Source organism: Kribbella sp. NPDC023972 (assembly GCF_040639075.1).
Lineage (GTDB): Bacteria > Actinomycetota > Actinomycetes > Propionibacteriales > Kribbellaceae > Kribbella.
Map to the genome: position 1 here is coordinate 650,353 of NZ_JBEZZH010000004.1, position 14,824 is coordinate 665,176.

Here is a 14,824-nt window from a genome sequence, read left to right on the forward strand (position 1 = left end):
AGATGCCAACCGCGGCTGGCCGGCCGGGCCACGCTGCTGCAGGGCGCCGTGTACCTGATGGTGTTCAGCGCGTTCCTGTTCCTCGCGGTAAGCCCTTGAGATAGGCGACCACCGCCACCTGATGATTGTGCTCGGCCCAGCTCAGCGCAGTCCCGCCGTACGACGGATCACGCAGTTCGGGGTCGGCGCCGAGCTCGATGAGCTTCTTCACGGTGTCGAGGTGGCCGTTGTACGCGGCCAGATGAATCGGCGCGCACCGTCCCATGACGTTGAGGTCGAAGCCGAGATTTCGCAACGGCTCCAGGGCTTCGGTGCGCCCGATCTCGCCGGCCCGCATCGGCAGGTAGGGGTTGCGCGCGACGGCCCGCGCGGCGAGGTCGGGGCTCGCTGCAGGCGTCTCACCCCGCATGATCGCGGCGAACACCTCATGAACGTCGTCCAGCGGCGCCGCACCGTGAGCGCGGAGCAGCTCCGCGATCTCGGTGTGTCCTTGGACGGCAGCCAGCTCGTACGCGCGATGCCCACAGAAGACCGGGTGCTCGGTCCCGCGGCCCTCCGGATCAGTGCCTTGGGCAAGCACCAGCTCGACCCGATGGAGCAGGCCCTCCGATGACGCGAAGACCAGTTCGTCCTCCAGCAGTTGTCGCGGCGTCGGGTGGGCGGTGGTCAGCCGCGCGTGCCACGGGCCGCCGTCGCCCCGGCCGAGTCCGTACTCGAGCAGCAGCTCCAGGTGCACGTCGTCGTTCGGCGGGGGAGCACCAGGGCCGCAGTTGTACATGGTCTGGCTGTCGTTCGGGTCGGCGCCGGCGTCGAGCAGCAGGCGGGCAAGCTCGGCCCGATCGCGATGCGGCGGCTGATCACCTTCGCCGCGGCCGAAGACCCCGGTCAACGCGGTGAACGGCGACGCCAGGCCCTGCCAGAGATAACCCGCATTCGGATCCGCGCCGTTGTCGAGCAGCAACCGGGCGATCTCGACCTGATGCGGTGCGTCGAGGCGGCTGTAGGTGAGGTACAGCAACGGCTCCCAGCGGTACGGCCCACCCTGCTCGTTCGCCTGCTCAGGAAGATGTTCGCGTACGGCGTCCAGCTCGCCTGCGACCACCTTCGTATAAATGTTGCTGAAGGCAACCTCAGGGAAGCGGTCGAGCAGCTCCCGCGCCGAGCGTTGCCGAGCGGGATCGTCCTGGCCGTAGTGCAGCGTCGCCAGCCGGAGGAACTCGTCGGCACGCTGCTCGGGGGTGTCCAGCGGGCCGCCGATCGGCTGCCGGTGTGGTGACCGGCTGTACCGGTCGACCAGCTCGAGATGCCGTACGATCCGCGGCCAGCTGGGGAATCCGTAACTGCGGGCGATCACCAGCTGCGCGTCGGCCAGTGTCCGCACCGGGTGGAACTCGGCGGCGAGGGCCACCGCCTCCGGCTCCTCGGCGCGGACCTGCTTGAGCAGCGTCTTGGCCTGCTTACGCAGGTGGTCCAGGTGCGGGTCGTCCGGGAGATTTCGGGTCGGCATCGCGACCTCCTCTCTACGAGCCTGCTGTCCGCGTCGTCAGGCCAGAAAGGAGGTGAACAACCAACCAGCGCTCCGTGATCAGGTGGGCTGAGCCCTTCCCGCGGACCGGAGGCATCCTGGATGCCTACCGGAAAGGCTAACTCACAGAGGCTTTTCCATCCACCACTCGATGAACTCATGGGCCCGGCCGTCCCGGTCCAGCCGGATCACCCACAGGTTGGTGAACTCGGCCGGCGGTTCGGTCAGATACTTCGTCCAGCCGCGGACGAATCCGACGCCGTCGCCGAATCCGAGCACCTGGTACTCGAACGTGGTCTCACCCGGCGCGTCCGCGAACTCCAGCCACGCGGTCACGATCGCGTCCCGGCCGAAAATCGGATCCTCGTCCGGCCGCCGGTAGTACGCCGCGTCCTCGGTGAAGAGGACGGCGATATCGGCCGGATCGTTCGACTCCCATGCCTTCCGGTACTTCTGCACCCACCGGTCCAGATCCTTCTCCTTCATGAGATCCGCCGGTGGTTGAGAACGACGGCCGCTGGACGAGCGAGTACGGCGGGGTGCTCGCGCGGATCGGCGTCGTACGTGACGAGGTTCCCGTCCCCGGTGAGACCGAGGTACTCCTGCGCACTGGTCGACGCGGCGGCCAGTGCCTGGTCGACCGTGAGGCCGTGCCTCACGAGCAGGGCCACCTCGCCCGCGACGGAGCCTACGACATCCGACCCCGTCAAGAGGCGTACGCCGTAGCGAACGGCCAGTGAGAGCATCGACGCGAGGTACTCCGAGCGGGCCCGCCGCCGCTGCTCCTGCTCGGGGGTGTCCGACTTGTGGCTGCCGACCGAAGCGCAGAGCGTCGGCGTCCAGGCCCCGCCGCGGGCGCCCAGCGCCTCCAGGTCCTGCTCGGTGATCGACGTCCCGTGCTCGATCGAGTCGACGCCGACCCGGATCAGCTCGCTGACGATCGGTGTGTTCACATGCGCCGCGACCCGCGCACCGCGCGTGTGCGCGAGCTCGACGACCGCCTGAATCAGGTCGGTCTCGTACGTCTGTGCCATCGCGCTGCCGCGGATCGGGCCGTCCGGACCGACCTCCGGGAAGTCGCCGACGAGCTTGAGCCAGGTCGCGCCGTCCGCGATCTCGGTCTCGACCGCGGCCAGCAGCTCCTCCGGGGCGACCGGTTCGTACATCCCGGGGAAGTAGCGGCCGGCGGGGGCGAGAAACCGGCCGGCCGCGAGGACGAGGGGCCGGCCGTCGTCCTCGGTGGTCGCCAGCTTGAGGGTGACCGCGCGGTTGCCGCCGACGTCCCGGACCGCGCTCACTCCGGCCGCGGCCAGCTCGCCGAGCCGTTCGTTCGCGTAGTCCGCACCGAACATCCGCGGCCCGTTCTCACCCGGGCCCATGGTCAGGTGGCAGTGCGAGTCCACCAGCCCCGGTACGCCGAACCGCCCCGGCAGGACGTCGGCCTCACCGGCGCCGAACTCGAGCCGGGCGATGTCACCGGCCGGCACCACGGTTCCCTCGAAGACCCAGGTCGTCATGCCCGCCATCCTGCCCCAGCACGAGACCCAGCTCACGTCTCCGACGACTTGAACATGTTCAAAAACCAGTCGTACGCTCAGGCCGTGACGAATTTTGAACGTGTTCAAACAATGAGGACGTGGTGAGCATGACGGTGACGACGTACCTGATCTACCTGCTGATCGCGGTGCCGCTGACCATCTGGGTGGCCCGCACGCTGAGCCGGAACGGCCGGATCTTCCTGGTCGATGTGTTCCATGGCAACGAGGACTTCGCCGACGCGGTGAACCGGTTGCTCGTGGTCGGGTTCTACCTGGTCAACCTCGGGTTCGTGACGCTGTTCCTGCGGACCGACAGTGCGGTGGTGGACGCGCGCGGAGTGTTCGAGGAGCTGAGTGTGAAGCTCGGCATCGTGATGCTGGTGCTCGGCGGGCTGCACCTGGTGAACGTCTGGATCTTCAACGCCATCCGCCGGCGCAGCCGGATCGAGGAGATGACCAACCCGCCGGTCCCGCCGAACAACGTCCTGCCTGCCGGCGCGCTGACGGGCACCGAGCCGCCCGCTCGGTTCGGCTACTGATCATGCAGGAGTTGACCGTCCTGTACGACGCGGAGTGCGGCCTGTGCCGCCGGTTCAGGAACTGGCTGGCGGCACAGCGCCCGGCGCCGAACGGGCAGGGAGGGGTGGTGCGCCTGAGGTTCGTCGCGGCGGGGTCGGCGGACGCGCGGGCGCTCTACCCCGAGCTGGACCACGCGGCCACACTGCGCGAGGTGACGGTGGTCGCCGACGACGGGTCCGTGTACGTCGGCGACCGAGCGTGGATCGTGTGCCTGTGGACAACATGGGAGCACCGGAGCACCGCCGTACGCCTGGCGAGTCCGGCGATGCGACCGGTGGCGCGCGCGATGGTGCAGGCGGCCGCTGGTCTCCGGAGCCGGACGGCTGGGGGTGACTACGCTGACGGATGTGACGGAAAGTGCGACGTCCAAGGGTGAGCAGACCCGGGAGCTGATCCTGTCCACCGCGCTGCGGCTGTTCCGCGAGCAGGGGTACGGCAAGACCACGATGCGCGCGATCGCGACCGAGGCGGGTGTCTCGGTGGGGAACGCGTACTACTACTACAGCTCCAAAGACCACCTGATGCAGGCGTACTACGACCACCTGCAGGACCAGCACCGGGATGCCGTCGAGTCGATTCTGGCCGCGGAGACGTCGTTCGTCCCGCGGTTGACCGGCGTACTGCGGACGTGGCTCGAGGTGGCGGCGCCGTACCACGAGTTCGCCGGGACGTTCTTCAAGACCGCGGCGGATCCGAAGAGCCCGCTGTCGCCGTTCAGCGATCAGTCGCGGCCGGCCCGGGAGGCCAGCGTCGAAATCTTCCGCCGGGTGGTCGACGGCTCGGACCTCAAGCTGCCGGCCGAGTTGAAGGCGGAGCTGCCCGAGTTGCTGTGGCTGATGCAGATGGGCATCGTGCTGTTCTGGGTGCACGACGACACCGAGGATCTGCACCGGACGAAGGCCCTGATCGACCGCTCGGTGCCGCTGGTCGACCGCCTGCTGCGGCTGACCCGCATTCCGGGCGTGCGTGGTGTGGTGAACGACCTCGTTGGCTTGATCCGCTCGATCAAGCCCTAAGGCCGTGTCTGGCAATTCCCTGCCTACTGCGCGGCACTCGGCACGGCACCTCGCCGCACTGGCGCGAAGGCCACGATGCTCCGCATCGCAACCTCCGCTCCAGCACGCCGATGCACCGCACCGAGCACCTGCTCGCTACGGCACGGAATTACCAGACACGACCTAGCTACTCGCCGGTGAGTCCGTCGATCCGTTCGCGGAGGAAGTCGGCGTGGCCGTTGTGGCGGGCGTACTCCTCGATCATGTGGATGAGGAGATACCGGACCGAGTAGTCGCCTTCGCGCCGGGGCCGTTTGAAGGTGTGGTCGAGGTCGTAGTTCGCGATCAGCTCGTCGGAGGTCTTGACGATCGCCCGATAGTCCCTCACGTCCTGCTCGGCCTGGGCGGCGTCGACGAGGTCGAAGTCGCCGTCCGGGTGCTCGTTGCTCCAGAACTTCGGCGTGACCTGGAGCTGCGCGAGGCAGGTCTGGTACCAGTACCGCTCGACCTCGGTGAGGTGGCGGACCAGCCCGAGCAGGGAGATGCTGGACGGCTCGACGCTGCGCTCAACCAGCTGCTCGCCGGTCAGGCCGGAGATCTTCCACAGCAGTGTCCCGCGGTGGAAGTCCAGGAAGCCCTGGAGGAGTTCGCGTTCGCTGGCGGCTGTGGGTGGTTCCACCCGGGATTCCGTCGTAGTCACAGGGTGAACTTAGCCGGTGTGACGTGTCTCCTGTGAACAATTGACAAGGGTTTGGTCCCCGGTGACGTAGACTGCCTGTGACGGCCCGCTCAGTTCTGCCTCGGGCCGGTGAGCGCAAACACACTGCGCCAGCAGTCGACTACCACGCGCCGCGGCCGACGACGGCCGCGCCGGGCAGGACGACCACCCGACTTTTTTGGAGTACCACATGGCGGTCCGCCGCCCCACGTCCACATCCCCCCAGACTCAATCCACCTCCCAACCGAACGGTTCCGCCGGCGGACCGCGCCGCCGGCGCCGGTCCGGCGCCGCGCGCACCAACGGTGTCGCCTCGGGCCAGCGGAAGGTTGCTGAGAGCAATAACTCCGTGACCGCCGGCACGTACGAGAACGTCGCCGAGATGGTTGTCCCGGACAACCTCACGTTCGCGGATCTCGGCGTACCGGCGCTTCTGGTGTCGGCACTGTCCGCGACCGGTGTGTCCAAGCCGTTCCCGATCCAGGCGGCGACGCTGCCGGACTCGCTGGCCGGCAAGGACGTCCTCGGTCGCGGCCGGACCGGTTCCGGCAAGACGTACGCGTTCGTGCTGCCGGTGCTCGCTCGCCTCGCCGCGAGTGGTGCGACGCGCCGGCCCAAGCACCCGCGGGCGCTGATCCTCGCACCGACCCGCGAGCTGGCGACTCAGATCCAGGCGTCGATCACGCCGCTCGCCGACGCGCTCGGCCTGCGCACGATGACGATCTTCGGCGGTGTCGGCCACGGCCCGCAGATCACCGGTCTGCGCAAGGGCGCCGACATCGTGGTCGCCTGCCCGGGCCGGCTCGAGGACCATCTGCAGGCCGGTCAGGTGAAGCTCGACGCGATCGAGATCACCGTGCTGGACGAGGCCGACCACATGGCCGATCTCGGCTTCCTGCCCGCGGTCCGGCGGATCCTCGAGGCGACCCCGTCCGATGCGCAGCGGCTGCTGTTCTCGGCCACGCTGGACGCCGGCGTCGACGTACTCGTGCGGCGGTTCATGACCGATCCGGTCACGCACAGCGTGGACTCGGCCCAGTCGCCGGTCGCGAAGATGACCCACCACGTGCTGCACGTCCAGGCCGACGCCCGGCTGCCGGTGCTGGTCGACCTGACCGCGGCGCCGGGCCGGTCGCTCGTCTTCACCCGGACGAAGTACGGCGCCAAGTCGCTCACGAAGAAGCTGATCGCCCAGGGCGTCCCGGCCGTCGAGCTGCACGGCAACCTGTCCCAGGGCGCCCGGACCCGGAACCTCGAGGCCTTCGGCAACGGTACGGCGAAAACGCTGGTGGCCACCGACATCGCGGCGCGAGGCATCCATGTCGACGACGTCGCGCTGGTGATCCACGCGGACCCGCCGATCGAGCACAAGGCGTACCTGCACCGCTCCGGCCGGACCGCTCGCGCGGGCGCCGAGGGCACCGTCGTCACCCTGATGACCGACGACCAGGTCCGCGATGTCCGCGACCTCACCCGCAAGGCCGGAATCGCCGCGACAGTCACCAAGCTCACCAGCGGCGACCCACTCCTCGCCGAGTTGGCCCCGGGCGAACGCAGCTTTGTCGAGCCACCGGTCGCGACACCGGACCGCGCCGCGTCCACCGGTGGCGGATCAGGTCGAGGCGGCAGTCGTCGGCGCGGCTCACAGTCGGCGACCGGCCAGCGGCCCGGCGGTCAGCGTTCGGGCGGTCAGCGTTCTGGCAGTCAGCGGTCTGGCGACGCGGGTGGCGCGAAGTCGAGCGGGCCGGCGCGTGGTCGCGGTCGCTCGAAGTCAGCGAGCACGCCGAAGACCTACAGCACCAGCACGCCAGGCTCCAGCACTCGGCCCGCCGGAGCCGCCGCGTTCTCCGCCGGCAGTCGTGCCGGCGCCACCCGTCGCGGTCGCTGAACTCTCCGACAGCGACCGTCTCGTGCGGGCGGTCGAGGTCGCGGTTTGTGAAAGGCCTGGTCAGGCGCTGTCTGACCGGGCCTTTCGCGCTCGGTGGGCCCGGACCCGTCCGCGACTGGCGCAGGCCGGGTTAGGACACCAGCGCCGACGCCCGGAGGGGTCGCTGAAGACGCCTCGACAGTCGTGCTCCGGGCACGCCGAGAGGAACTCCCGCTCCGGGCCGGTCAACTGATCGACGGCCTGCCGCGCGATCCGCCCGAGCGCCTCGGCCGCGGTCGCCGGACGGCTCCGCACCAGCCGATCCGTCACCTTCACGCTCACTGGCTCGTCGGCGAGAAACCGCCCGAGCGCCTTCACTTGCGCGGGATCCGGCCGTACGCCGTCCACGGTCGCGAGTGCGAGGGGGCGCAGGATCTCGCGGAGCTCCCAGGCCAGCTCGAGATCCGTCTCGTTCGGTCTGCGGGCCGGCCGCAGCTCCACCCGGTCGAGCCACTCCACGAACCGCTCGACCGTCGGCATCCGCTCCACCGGGCTCTCCCCGAAGTGCGTCCCGCGCGTCGCCAGCAGGTTCAGCCACGTCGCGCCCAGGTCGAACCGAAACTCCATCCGATCACCCACCTGGACATCGTAACGCCCCGCCCGTTACGTTGGTAACGTGTCAACCGTTACAAGGCCAACTGTCAGGACCGTCCTGGGTGACCTCGCACCCGAGCAACTCGGGGTCTGTGACGCTCACGACCACCTGTTCTTCCGCTCGGCGATGTTGCCCGGGCAGGAGCTGGACGACGAAGACGCCGCGCTGACAGAGGTCCGGGACTTCGCCGCCGCGGGTGGGCAGGCGATCGTGCAGTGGACGCCCCATGGCCTGGGGCGGCGGGCTGAGCTGTTGCCCGGGATCTCAACCAGTACAGGCGTTTCGATCGTCGCGGCGACCGGGATGCATCGAGCCGAGCACTATCCGGAGGGCTTTGTCGACGGCGTGGGATCCCGGCTGGCGGAGATCTTCGTCGCGGAGCTGACCGTTGGCATCGGCAACAGTTCGGTCCGGGCGGGTGCGATCAAGGTGGCCGGTGGGTTTCACGTGCTGGATGCGCATGCTCGGTTCGTGATGCACGCTGCGGCCGAGGCGCATCACACCACCGGCGCGCCGATCGCGGTGCATCACGAACACGGCTCCGCGGCGGACGCCGTACTCGATCTGCTCGTCGGCGAACTCGCCGTACCGCCGTCGAGTGTCATCCTCGGGCACTTGAACAGATCGCCCGATCATCGGGCCCACCTGGACCTGGCTGAGCGGGGAGCGTGGCTGGCGTTCGACGGGCCGTCGCGGGCGAACCACACGACCGATCCGTGGCTGCTGGACTGCCTGGCCGCACTCGTCGACAAGGGGTACGGCGACCGCCTGCTGGTCGGCGGTGACACCACCACCGCGCGGGCCCGGGCCGCGACCGGCGAGGGTCCCGGCATCCCGTACCTGCTCACTCACCTTCGGCCGCGGATCAGGCGTCACCTGGGTGCCGAGGTGGCGGCCGCGATCTTCGAGGCGAACCCAGCGCGCGCCTTCGCGACGGAGTGGCAGGGCTGACGCTAACTTTCGATCGTGAGTGTCCTTGCGCAGGTGTTCGTCGTACTGGCCGGGGTGTTCCATCTCGCGGTGTTCGCGATGGAGAGCCTGTTGTTCCGGAGGCCGAGCACGTACCGGCGGTTCCGGGTCAAGGATGACGCCCAGGCCACGGTCGTGCGGCCGTGGGCGTTCAACCAGGGGTTCTACAACCTGTTCCTGGCTCTCGGCGCGCTCGGCGGGCTGATCGCCGGCGGTGACGAGGGGCACGCGATCGCGCTGTTCAGCTGCGGGTGCATGGCCGCCGCCGGGATCGTGCTGATCGCCTCCGACCGCCGGATGGCCCAGGCGGCCGCGTCCCAGGCCGTCCCACCGATCCTGGCTCTGATGCTCGCCGCGGTTCTCTAGTTGACTTAAAGTCCACTTGATGTCCGAGGGTACTCGGCATGACCTCGACAGCCGCCGACCCGACCATCACTGACGCTGAACCCACGCCCGGTGGTGTTCTCTCGCCGCAGTACCGGGCGCTGACGATCGGGATGGTCGCGCTGATCACCCTGGTCGCGTTCGAGTCCCTGGCCGTCACCACCGCGATGCCGACCGTGGCCCAGGCGCTCGACGGCCTGTACCTGTACGCCCTCGCGTTCGGCGGACCGCTCGCCTCCGCTGTGGTAGCGATGGTCGTCTCCGGCACCTGGAGCGACCTCAAAGGCCCGACCCGCCCACTCTGGCACGGGACCGCGTGGTTCCTGGGCGGCCTGATCATCGCCGGTCTGGCGCCGACGATGGAGGTTCTAGTCGTTGGCCGCATCATCCAGGGATTCGGCTCCGGTCTGCTCACCGTTGCCCTGTACGTCGTGGTCGGTCAGCTGTACCCGGCCAGGCTCCGGCCACGCATCTTCGCCGCGTTCGCCACCGGCTGGGTCGTCCCCTCACTGGTCGGGCCCGCGATCGCCGGTCTGATCGTCGAGCACACCACTTGGCGGATCGTGTTCCTCGCGGTACCGGCCATCGCGATCCCGGCGGCCCTCGTGATGCGGCCAGGTCTGGCCCGCGGCAACGCCCATGAAGCGCGGCCCGGCCGACTCTGGGACAAGCGCGCTCTGTGGGCGGTCGCGGCCGCGGTCGGTGTCGGCTTGCTCCACTACGGCGGCCAGCAGGACGGCGTACTCCAGTTGGTCCTGCTCGGCATCGGTCTGGCCGGTGTCGTCGCGTTCGCCCCGAAGCTCCTGCCCAGCGGCACCTTCGCCTTCGCGTCCGGCCTGCCGTCGGTCGTCGCACTCCGGGGCCTGGTCGCCGCGGCCGGATTCGGTGCCGAGGTGTTCCTGCCGCTGATGCTCACCCGGGAACGTGGCCTGTCCCCGGCGCTCGCCGGCCTGGTTCTGACCGTCAGCGCGTTGAGCTGGACCGCAGCCTCCTGGTACCGCGGCCGACCGAGCCAGCCGTTCTCCCACGCGGTCTTCCTGCAGGCGGGCATGGTCGCGATCCTGCTCGGTATCGTGACCGCCGCACTGACCCTGAACGACGACGTCCCGGTCGTCGTCGGCATCCTCGGCTGGAGTCTCACCGGCCTCGGCATGGGCACCGTGTTCCCGACCCTGTCCGTGCTGGTGCTCGAGTACTCCGAGCGCGACGAGCAGGGCGCGAACAGCTCGGCCCTGCAACTCAGTGACTCGTTGTCCACAGCAACGGTCCTGGCCGTCGGCGGTTCGCTCTTCGCCGCGCTGGAGCCGCACTCCGCGACGACGGCCTACCTGGTCGCCTTCGGTCTCCCGGCTCTGCTCGCGCTGCTCGGCGTACAGGCCGGCCGGCGGACTACTCCTTCGAGCCGCTGACCGCGATGCTGGCGCCGAGGCCGATGATCATCAGGCCGCCGGTGCCGCCGACCAGCTCGAGGCGGCGCGGCGAGCGGGCGAACCACTCGCGGGCGGTGCCCGCGACGAGCGCCCAGACGCTGTCCGAGACGAGTGCGATCAGGATGAAGATCAGGCCGAGCAGCAGGATCTGGAGCCACGCCGGGCTGCTCGCGCCCTGGTCGACGAACTGCGGCAGCGCGGCGGCGAAGAAGACCGCGGTCTTGGCGTTGGTGACCCCGACCAGGAAGCCCTGACGCATCGTCCGGCGGCTGTTGCCCGGCTTCACCGCACTGGTCATCGCCGTGACGAGTGACTTGCGGGTGCGGAACGCGTGCACGCCCAGATAGATCAGGTACGCGGCCCCCGCGAGCTTCACCACGGTCAGAGCGACCGCGCTGGCGGCGATCAGGGTGCCGAGGCCGAGGGCGACCGCTATCAGCATGACCGCGGCGCCGATGGTGTTGCCGACCATCGTCAGCACCGCCTCGCGCCGCCCGACGGCCAGGGCCCGGCCGACGATGAACAGCACACTCGGCCCGGGGACGACGATGATGATGAACGCGGTGATCGCGAAGGCGAGGAGGTGCTGAGCGGACGGCATCTCCTCAGAGTAAGTGCGCCGAGCCGACCGTGCAGCGAGTATTTCCTGGTGGGATAGATCACCGGCGCGCCGTGGTCCGTTGACCCTGCCGGAACGCGGCCGCTACGGTTCGGGGGACAAACTGCGGTGCCAGGAGGGAAGCCGGTGAGAGTCCGGCACGGCCGCGCCACTGTGAGCGAGCTCTGCTCGTGAGTCAGGACGCTCGGGCACCAGCAGCCTTTCGAAGGGGACGCGCACTTCCCCAGGAGGTTCTGATGGCAGCTCCTGCCCGCACAGTCGCCGTACCGGCCATTTCTCCCCGTCTGCTCGCCGTGGCGCTGCTCAGCGTCGGCCTGCTGCTCCTGCTCGGTTATCTGGTCGCCTTCGACCAGGGGGCGGTGTCGCAGTCGGGTATGTACCTGCACGAGCTGATGCACGACGGCCGGCACCTGCTCGGCGTGCCCTGCCACTAGCCAGATGCGCACCTTCGGATCGCTCCTGGTGCGCGGACTGATCGTCGGACTCTTCGCCGGCCTGCTGGCCGGAGCTTTCGCGTACACGATGGGCGAGCCGCACATCGATGCCGCGATCGCGATCGAGGAAGCCGGCGCCGCGCACACCCACGACCACGGTGACGGCGCCACTCAGGAAGCTGAGGAGGCGCCACTCGTCTCCCGGGACGGCCAGCGCGCCGGCCTGTTCCTCGCCACCACTCTGTACGGCGTCGCCCTCGGTGGCATCTTCGCCGTCGCCTTCACCCTGCTCCGGCGCAAGCTCCGGACCGGCAACGACTCGTACGCCGCTCTGGGCCTGGCCGCGGCCGGGTTCGTCGGCATCGTGCTGGTGCCGTTCCTGAAGTACCCACCGAACCCGCCGGCCGTCGGCGACCCGGAAACGATCACTCGGCGTACGGTCACCTACCTCTTGACCCTGGTGATCGGCCTGCTCGCCGTGTGGGCCGGTGTCGCCGCCTCCCGCTGGGCGGACCGGTTCGGCGAGGTCGCGCGACTCGCTGGCGGCGTCGCCGCGTTCCTCGCGACGATCGTGGCGGCGTACCTGATTCTGCCCGCGATCAACGAGGTTCCGGGGTCGTTCCCCGCTACGCTGCTGTGGCAGTTCCGGTTCGCCTCACTCGGTACGCAGGCGACGCTGTGGCTCCTACTCGGTTTCGGGTACGCCGCCGCGGTGGACCGCCGGCCGTCCCGACAGAAGGTGGTAGCCGCTTGACTGTGTTGAATGCCGCCACGCTCCTCAGTCCAGGGCGGGAGGCCCCATGACCGGGTTGACGCTGGTCGCCCATGCCCTGACCCCCGCGTTGCGCGGCCTCGTCCTCGGTGGTGACGCCGAGCCGGACCAGGCGAGCCTGTCGGCCGCCCGTGAGCTCAAGCTCGAGGCCGATGCGGTGTACGCCGGCCCGGAGCAGGCCGCCGTACAGACTGCTGAGGCACTGGGCCTGACCGCGGTGGTCGAGCCTGCGCTGCGCGACCGGGAGTACGGCGACTGGAGCGGCCGCGAGCTCGAGGAGCTGCTGGCCGCTGAGCCGGAGCGGGTGGCCGCCTGGCTCGAGCGGCCGCACACCGCCACACCCGGCGGCGAGACCGAGAACGACGTACTCACCCGGGTCGCGGACTGGCTCAGCGACCTCGCTCAGCCGGACGGCGAGCGCCGTACGGTCGTCGCCGTGGTCCACCCGGCGGTGGTCCGGGCGATCGTGCTGTACGTCCTCGACGCCCCCGCGGAGTCCCTCCGCCACGTGCACGTCCGGCCGCTCGCCACTGTCACGCTTTCCCTGCACGACGGCTTCTGGTCACTCGCCTTCCACTGACCCACTCCCTGGGGTTAACTGGCAACCGCTTGTCTGGACGACCCCCTGGGGATGGAGGAGGGTCATGACTGAGGCCGACCAGCTGGACCAGCTGATCCTCCGCACCCGGAACCTGCCGCACGAGGTGGCCGTCCGGGAGGTGAGCGACTACTTCCGTTCGCTGCCGAAGGCAACCGCTCGTGCGCTGGCCGAGAACCGGCCTGAGCAGGTCGGTCCGCTGGAGGGGGCGCCGCCGCAACTGCGGTACCGCGCCAACCACCTGATTCTGGTCGCCGCACAGCAACGGTTGCATGCGCTGGTCGAGAGCCGTCAGGCGAACTTTGCGCAGCGCAGCCGGCTCGCGACCCTCAACGAGATGCTGCAGCCGGTCTCGAAGCGTCTGGACGCCGACGCTGACGGGAACCGTGTCGAGGTGGTCGTGCCTCGCCAGTTCCTGCTCGTCGACCCGGAAGGCCAGGGCCGGATGATCGAAGTGCAGGGCGATCTGGAGAGGGCTCGCAACGTCGCCGTGCTGGTCCCGGGGATGAACAACGACCTGGAGCACGTTCGCTCCCAATCCGTCCGGGCCAAGGAGCTTGGGGAGGAAGCGGGCCCGGATACGGCGACGGTGGTGTGGCTCGGGTACCACGCACCGATCGGTCTGACGGCAGGCCGGTCGACCGAGAGTTCCCGGGCGGCCGCGCCCCTGCTGTGCCGATTCCAGGCGGGTCTGGACCTGGTGAAGGCGCCCGGTGCCAAGACCACGCTGATCGGCAACAGCTACGGAGCCCAGGTGGTCGGCCGGGCGATGCTCGAAGGCGCCCGGGCGGATCGGTACTTCTTGACCGGAAGCCCCGGTGTCGACCCTGCCATCCACTCCGCGGCCCAGATGACGCCGCCCGGCACGGAGTTCTTCGGCGTCGCGCGCGCCCGGGGCGACTACGTCTCCTACGCAGAGCAGCACGGCCCGGATCCGGCCGGCTTCCCGGATGTCTTCCGGGTCGAGACCGACAACGACAAGGTCCCGATCGCCGGGCACGTGAGCTACTTCGAGAAGAACAGCGAGTCGATGATCAACGCGGGCCGCATCATCCGGGGCGACCTGGCCGCGGTGACCCGGGCCGCGAACACCACACCAGAGCAGGAGAGCCGGGTGCTAGGGGTCTCCTGGGCGGGACCGCTGCGCGCGGTGGCGCACTCCGAGGCGGCGGCGACGATCTCGACCGTGTTCGATGGTCTCGCGACGTTGCGAACGGTCAGCTCGACCCCGTCGAGGAAAAAGGCCCTCGACGGAGCCAGGACCCGCCGTGACGGCGGCACCACCCCACGCCAGCCGGAAGGACCCGCACGATGACGTTGACAGAGGCTCGCGACTTTCTCCGCGCCGAATTGCTCGCGGTGGCGGCGGCCGCCGTACCCGGCTATCAGGGTGTGGTCACCCACGACGTCGGCCCGGTGAACCCGGATGTTCTGTCCGACGGCAGCGGTCCGGACACCGTCTGTTCCGTTACGGTCGAGAATGGCGACCCGGCCGTGGTGGACCCGCCCGGACAGGTGGCCGCCGCTGCCGCCGCACTGACCGCCCGCGGCTGGGAGGCCGAGGTCGCGCCGGTCGAGAGCGGTCATCACCGCGTCGCCGCGCGGCGGGACGGCTTCCAGATCACCGTGCACGGGTGGGACGGCGACTGGCGGCTGACCCTTTCCGGTCAGACCCCCCGGATCAGCGGTTAGGAGGGCCCAACCGGCAGGCGAATCGCGGCATGGCGTCGCGGGAGTTGCG

At 69.5% G+C, this 14,824-nt stretch carries 18 protein-coding genes and 1 riboswitch; of the genes, 12 read left to right on the forward strand and 6 right to left on the reverse strand.

Annotated features, from left to right (window positions below; translation table 11 throughout):
• Nucleotides 1-64: 64 nt before the first annotated feature.
• The 3 genes from AB0F43_RS20225 to AB0F43_RS20235 form a co-directional block, all read right to left on the reverse strand.
• Nucleotides 65-1,507, reverse strand: a complete 1,443-nt coding sequence (locus tag AB0F43_RS20225) for an ankyrin repeat domain-containing protein (protein ID WP_360478610.1) — start codon at nucleotides 1,505-1,507, stop codon at nucleotides 65-67.
• Nucleotides 1,508-1,648: 141 nt separating this feature from the next.
• Complete coding sequence (locus AB0F43_RS20230) at nucleotides 1,649-2,011, reverse strand: nuclear transport factor 2 family protein (protein WP_360478613.1); 363 nt, start codon at nucleotides 2,009-2,011, stop codon at nucleotides 1,649-1,651.
• Nucleotides 2,008-3,042, reverse strand: a complete 1,035-nt coding sequence (locus tag AB0F43_RS20235; RefSeq protein WP_360478616.1) for an amidohydrolase family protein — start codon at nucleotides 3,040-3,042, stop codon at nucleotides 2,008-2,010. Before AB0F43_RS20235 ends, AB0F43_RS20230 begins: the two co-directional genes overlap by 4 nt.
• A 128-nt stretch (nucleotides 3,043-3,170) precedes the next feature.
• On the opposite strand from AB0F43_RS20235, the gene AB0F43_RS20240 reads away from it, so the two are divergent.
• The 3 genes from AB0F43_RS20240 to AB0F43_RS20250 are packed head-to-tail and all read left to right on the forward strand — an operon-like array spanning nucleotide 3,171 to nucleotide 4,658.
• The gene (locus AB0F43_RS20240; RefSeq protein WP_360478827.1) at nucleotides 3,171-3,602 is read left to right on the forward strand and encodes a hypothetical protein; all 432 of its coding nucleotides are present in this window, start codon (nucleotides 3,171-3,173) and stop codon (nucleotides 3,600-3,602) included.
• A 2-nt stretch (nucleotides 3,603-3,604) separates the two neighbouring features.
• Complete coding sequence (locus AB0F43_RS20245; RefSeq protein WP_360478619.1) at nucleotides 3,605-4,018, forward strand: DCC1-like thiol-disulfide oxidoreductase family protein; 414 nt, start codon at nucleotides 3,605-3,607, stop codon at nucleotides 4,016-4,018.
• Nucleotides 3,990-4,658: a TetR family transcriptional regulator gene (locus AB0F43_RS20250; protein WP_360478622.1), complete on the forward strand. Its 669-nt coding sequence runs from the start codon at nucleotides 3,990-3,992 to the stop codon at nucleotides 4,656-4,658. The genes AB0F43_RS20245 and AB0F43_RS20250 overlap by 29 nt, the downstream gene beginning before the upstream one ends.
• Before the next feature lie 166 nt (nucleotides 4,659-4,824).
• On the opposite strand, the gene AB0F43_RS20255 is transcribed toward AB0F43_RS20250, so the two are convergent.
• On the reverse strand, nucleotides 4,825-5,337 hold the full coding sequence (locus tag AB0F43_RS20255) for a DinB family protein (RefSeq protein ID WP_360478625.1): 513 nt from the start codon (nucleotides 5,335-5,337) through the stop codon (nucleotides 4,825-4,827).
• Nucleotides 5,338-5,737: 400 nt separating this feature from the next.
• Here AB0F43_RS20255 and AB0F43_RS20260 point away from each other — a divergent pair, with 400 nt between their 5' ends.
• A complete protein-coding gene (locus AB0F43_RS20260; RefSeq protein ID WP_360478830.1) occupies nucleotides 5,738-7,243 on the forward strand; it encodes a DEAD/DEAH box helicase in 1,506 nt (501 codons plus the stop codon).
• Between the two features lie 60 nt (nucleotides 7,244-7,303).
• On the opposite strand, the gene AB0F43_RS20265 is transcribed toward AB0F43_RS20260, so the two are convergent.
• Nucleotides 7,304-7,861, reverse strand: coding sequence for a CGNR zinc finger domain-containing protein (locus AB0F43_RS20265; RefSeq protein ID WP_360478628.1), 558 nt, complete (start codon nucleotides 7,859-7,861; stop codon nucleotides 7,304-7,306).
• Nucleotides 7,862-7,898: 37 nt separating this feature from the next.
• Here AB0F43_RS20265 and AB0F43_RS20270 point away from each other — a divergent pair, with 37 nt between their 5' ends.
• The 3 genes from AB0F43_RS20270 to AB0F43_RS20280 are packed head-to-tail and all read left to right on the forward strand — an operon-like array spanning nucleotide 7,899 to nucleotide 10,639.
• Nucleotides 7,899-8,828: a hypothetical protein gene (locus AB0F43_RS20270; protein WP_360478631.1), complete on the forward strand. Its 930-nt coding sequence runs from the start codon at nucleotides 7,899-7,901 to the stop codon at nucleotides 8,826-8,828.
• A 15-nt stretch (nucleotides 8,829-8,843) separates the two neighbouring features.
• Complete coding sequence (locus AB0F43_RS20275) at nucleotides 8,844-9,212, forward strand: DUF1304 domain-containing protein (RefSeq protein ID WP_360478634.1); 369 nt, start codon at nucleotides 8,844-8,846, stop codon at nucleotides 9,210-9,212.
• Between the two features lie 38 nt (nucleotides 9,213-9,250).
• Nucleotides 9,251-10,639 carry an MFS transporter gene (locus AB0F43_RS20280; protein WP_360478637.1) on the forward strand — a complete coding sequence of 463 codons (1,389 nt, stop codon included), beginning with the start codon at nucleotides 9,251-9,253 and terminating at the stop codon, nucleotides 10,637-10,639.
• Here the strand turns inward: AB0F43_RS20280 and AB0F43_RS20285 are convergent.
• Nucleotides 10,620-11,261 (reverse strand): LysE family translocator, encoded by a 642-nt coding sequence (locus AB0F43_RS20285; RefSeq protein ID WP_360478640.1) that lies wholly within the window; start codon nucleotides 11,259-11,261, stop codon nucleotides 10,620-10,622. The two genes, AB0F43_RS20280 and AB0F43_RS20285, sit on opposite strands and share 20 nt — an antisense overlap.
• A gap of 136 nt (nucleotides 11,262-11,397) precedes the next feature.
• Nucleotides 11,398-11,463: riboswitch (cobalamin riboswitch) on the forward strand.
• Nucleotides 11,464-11,515: 52 nt separating this feature from the next.
• On the opposite strand from AB0F43_RS20285, the gene AB0F43_RS20290 reads away from it, so the two are divergent.
• The 5 genes from AB0F43_RS20290 (at nucleotide 11,516) to AB0F43_RS20310 (ending at nucleotide 14,775) form a co-directional block, all read left to right on the forward strand.
• Nucleotides 11,516-11,713 (forward strand): CbtB-domain containing protein, encoded by a 198-nt coding sequence (locus tag AB0F43_RS20290; RefSeq protein ID WP_360478643.1) that lies wholly within the window; start codon nucleotides 11,516-11,518, stop codon nucleotides 11,711-11,713.
• A gap of 4 nt (nucleotides 11,714-11,717) precedes the next feature.
• Nucleotides 11,718-12,467: a CbtA family protein gene (locus AB0F43_RS20295; protein WP_360478646.1), complete on the forward strand. Its 750-nt coding sequence runs from the start codon at nucleotides 11,718-11,720 to the stop codon at nucleotides 12,465-12,467.
• Nucleotides 12,468-12,513: 46 nt separating this feature from the next.
• Complete coding sequence (locus AB0F43_RS20300; RefSeq protein WP_360478649.1) at nucleotides 12,514-13,065, forward strand: histidine phosphatase family protein; 552 nt, start codon at nucleotides 12,514-12,516, stop codon at nucleotides 13,063-13,065.
• A 64-nt stretch (nucleotides 13,066-13,129) separates the two neighbouring features.
• Nucleotides 13,130-14,398 (forward strand): alpha/beta hydrolase, encoded by a 1,269-nt coding sequence (locus AB0F43_RS20305; RefSeq protein WP_360478653.1) that lies wholly within the window; start codon nucleotides 13,130-13,132, stop codon nucleotides 14,396-14,398.
• Entirely contained in the window at nucleotides 14,395-14,775 is a 381-nt protein-coding gene (locus AB0F43_RS20310) for a hypothetical protein (protein WP_360478656.1), read from the forward strand. The genes AB0F43_RS20305 and AB0F43_RS20310 overlap by 4 nt, the downstream gene beginning before the upstream one ends.
• Nucleotides 14,776-14,824: the final 49 nt, after the last annotated feature.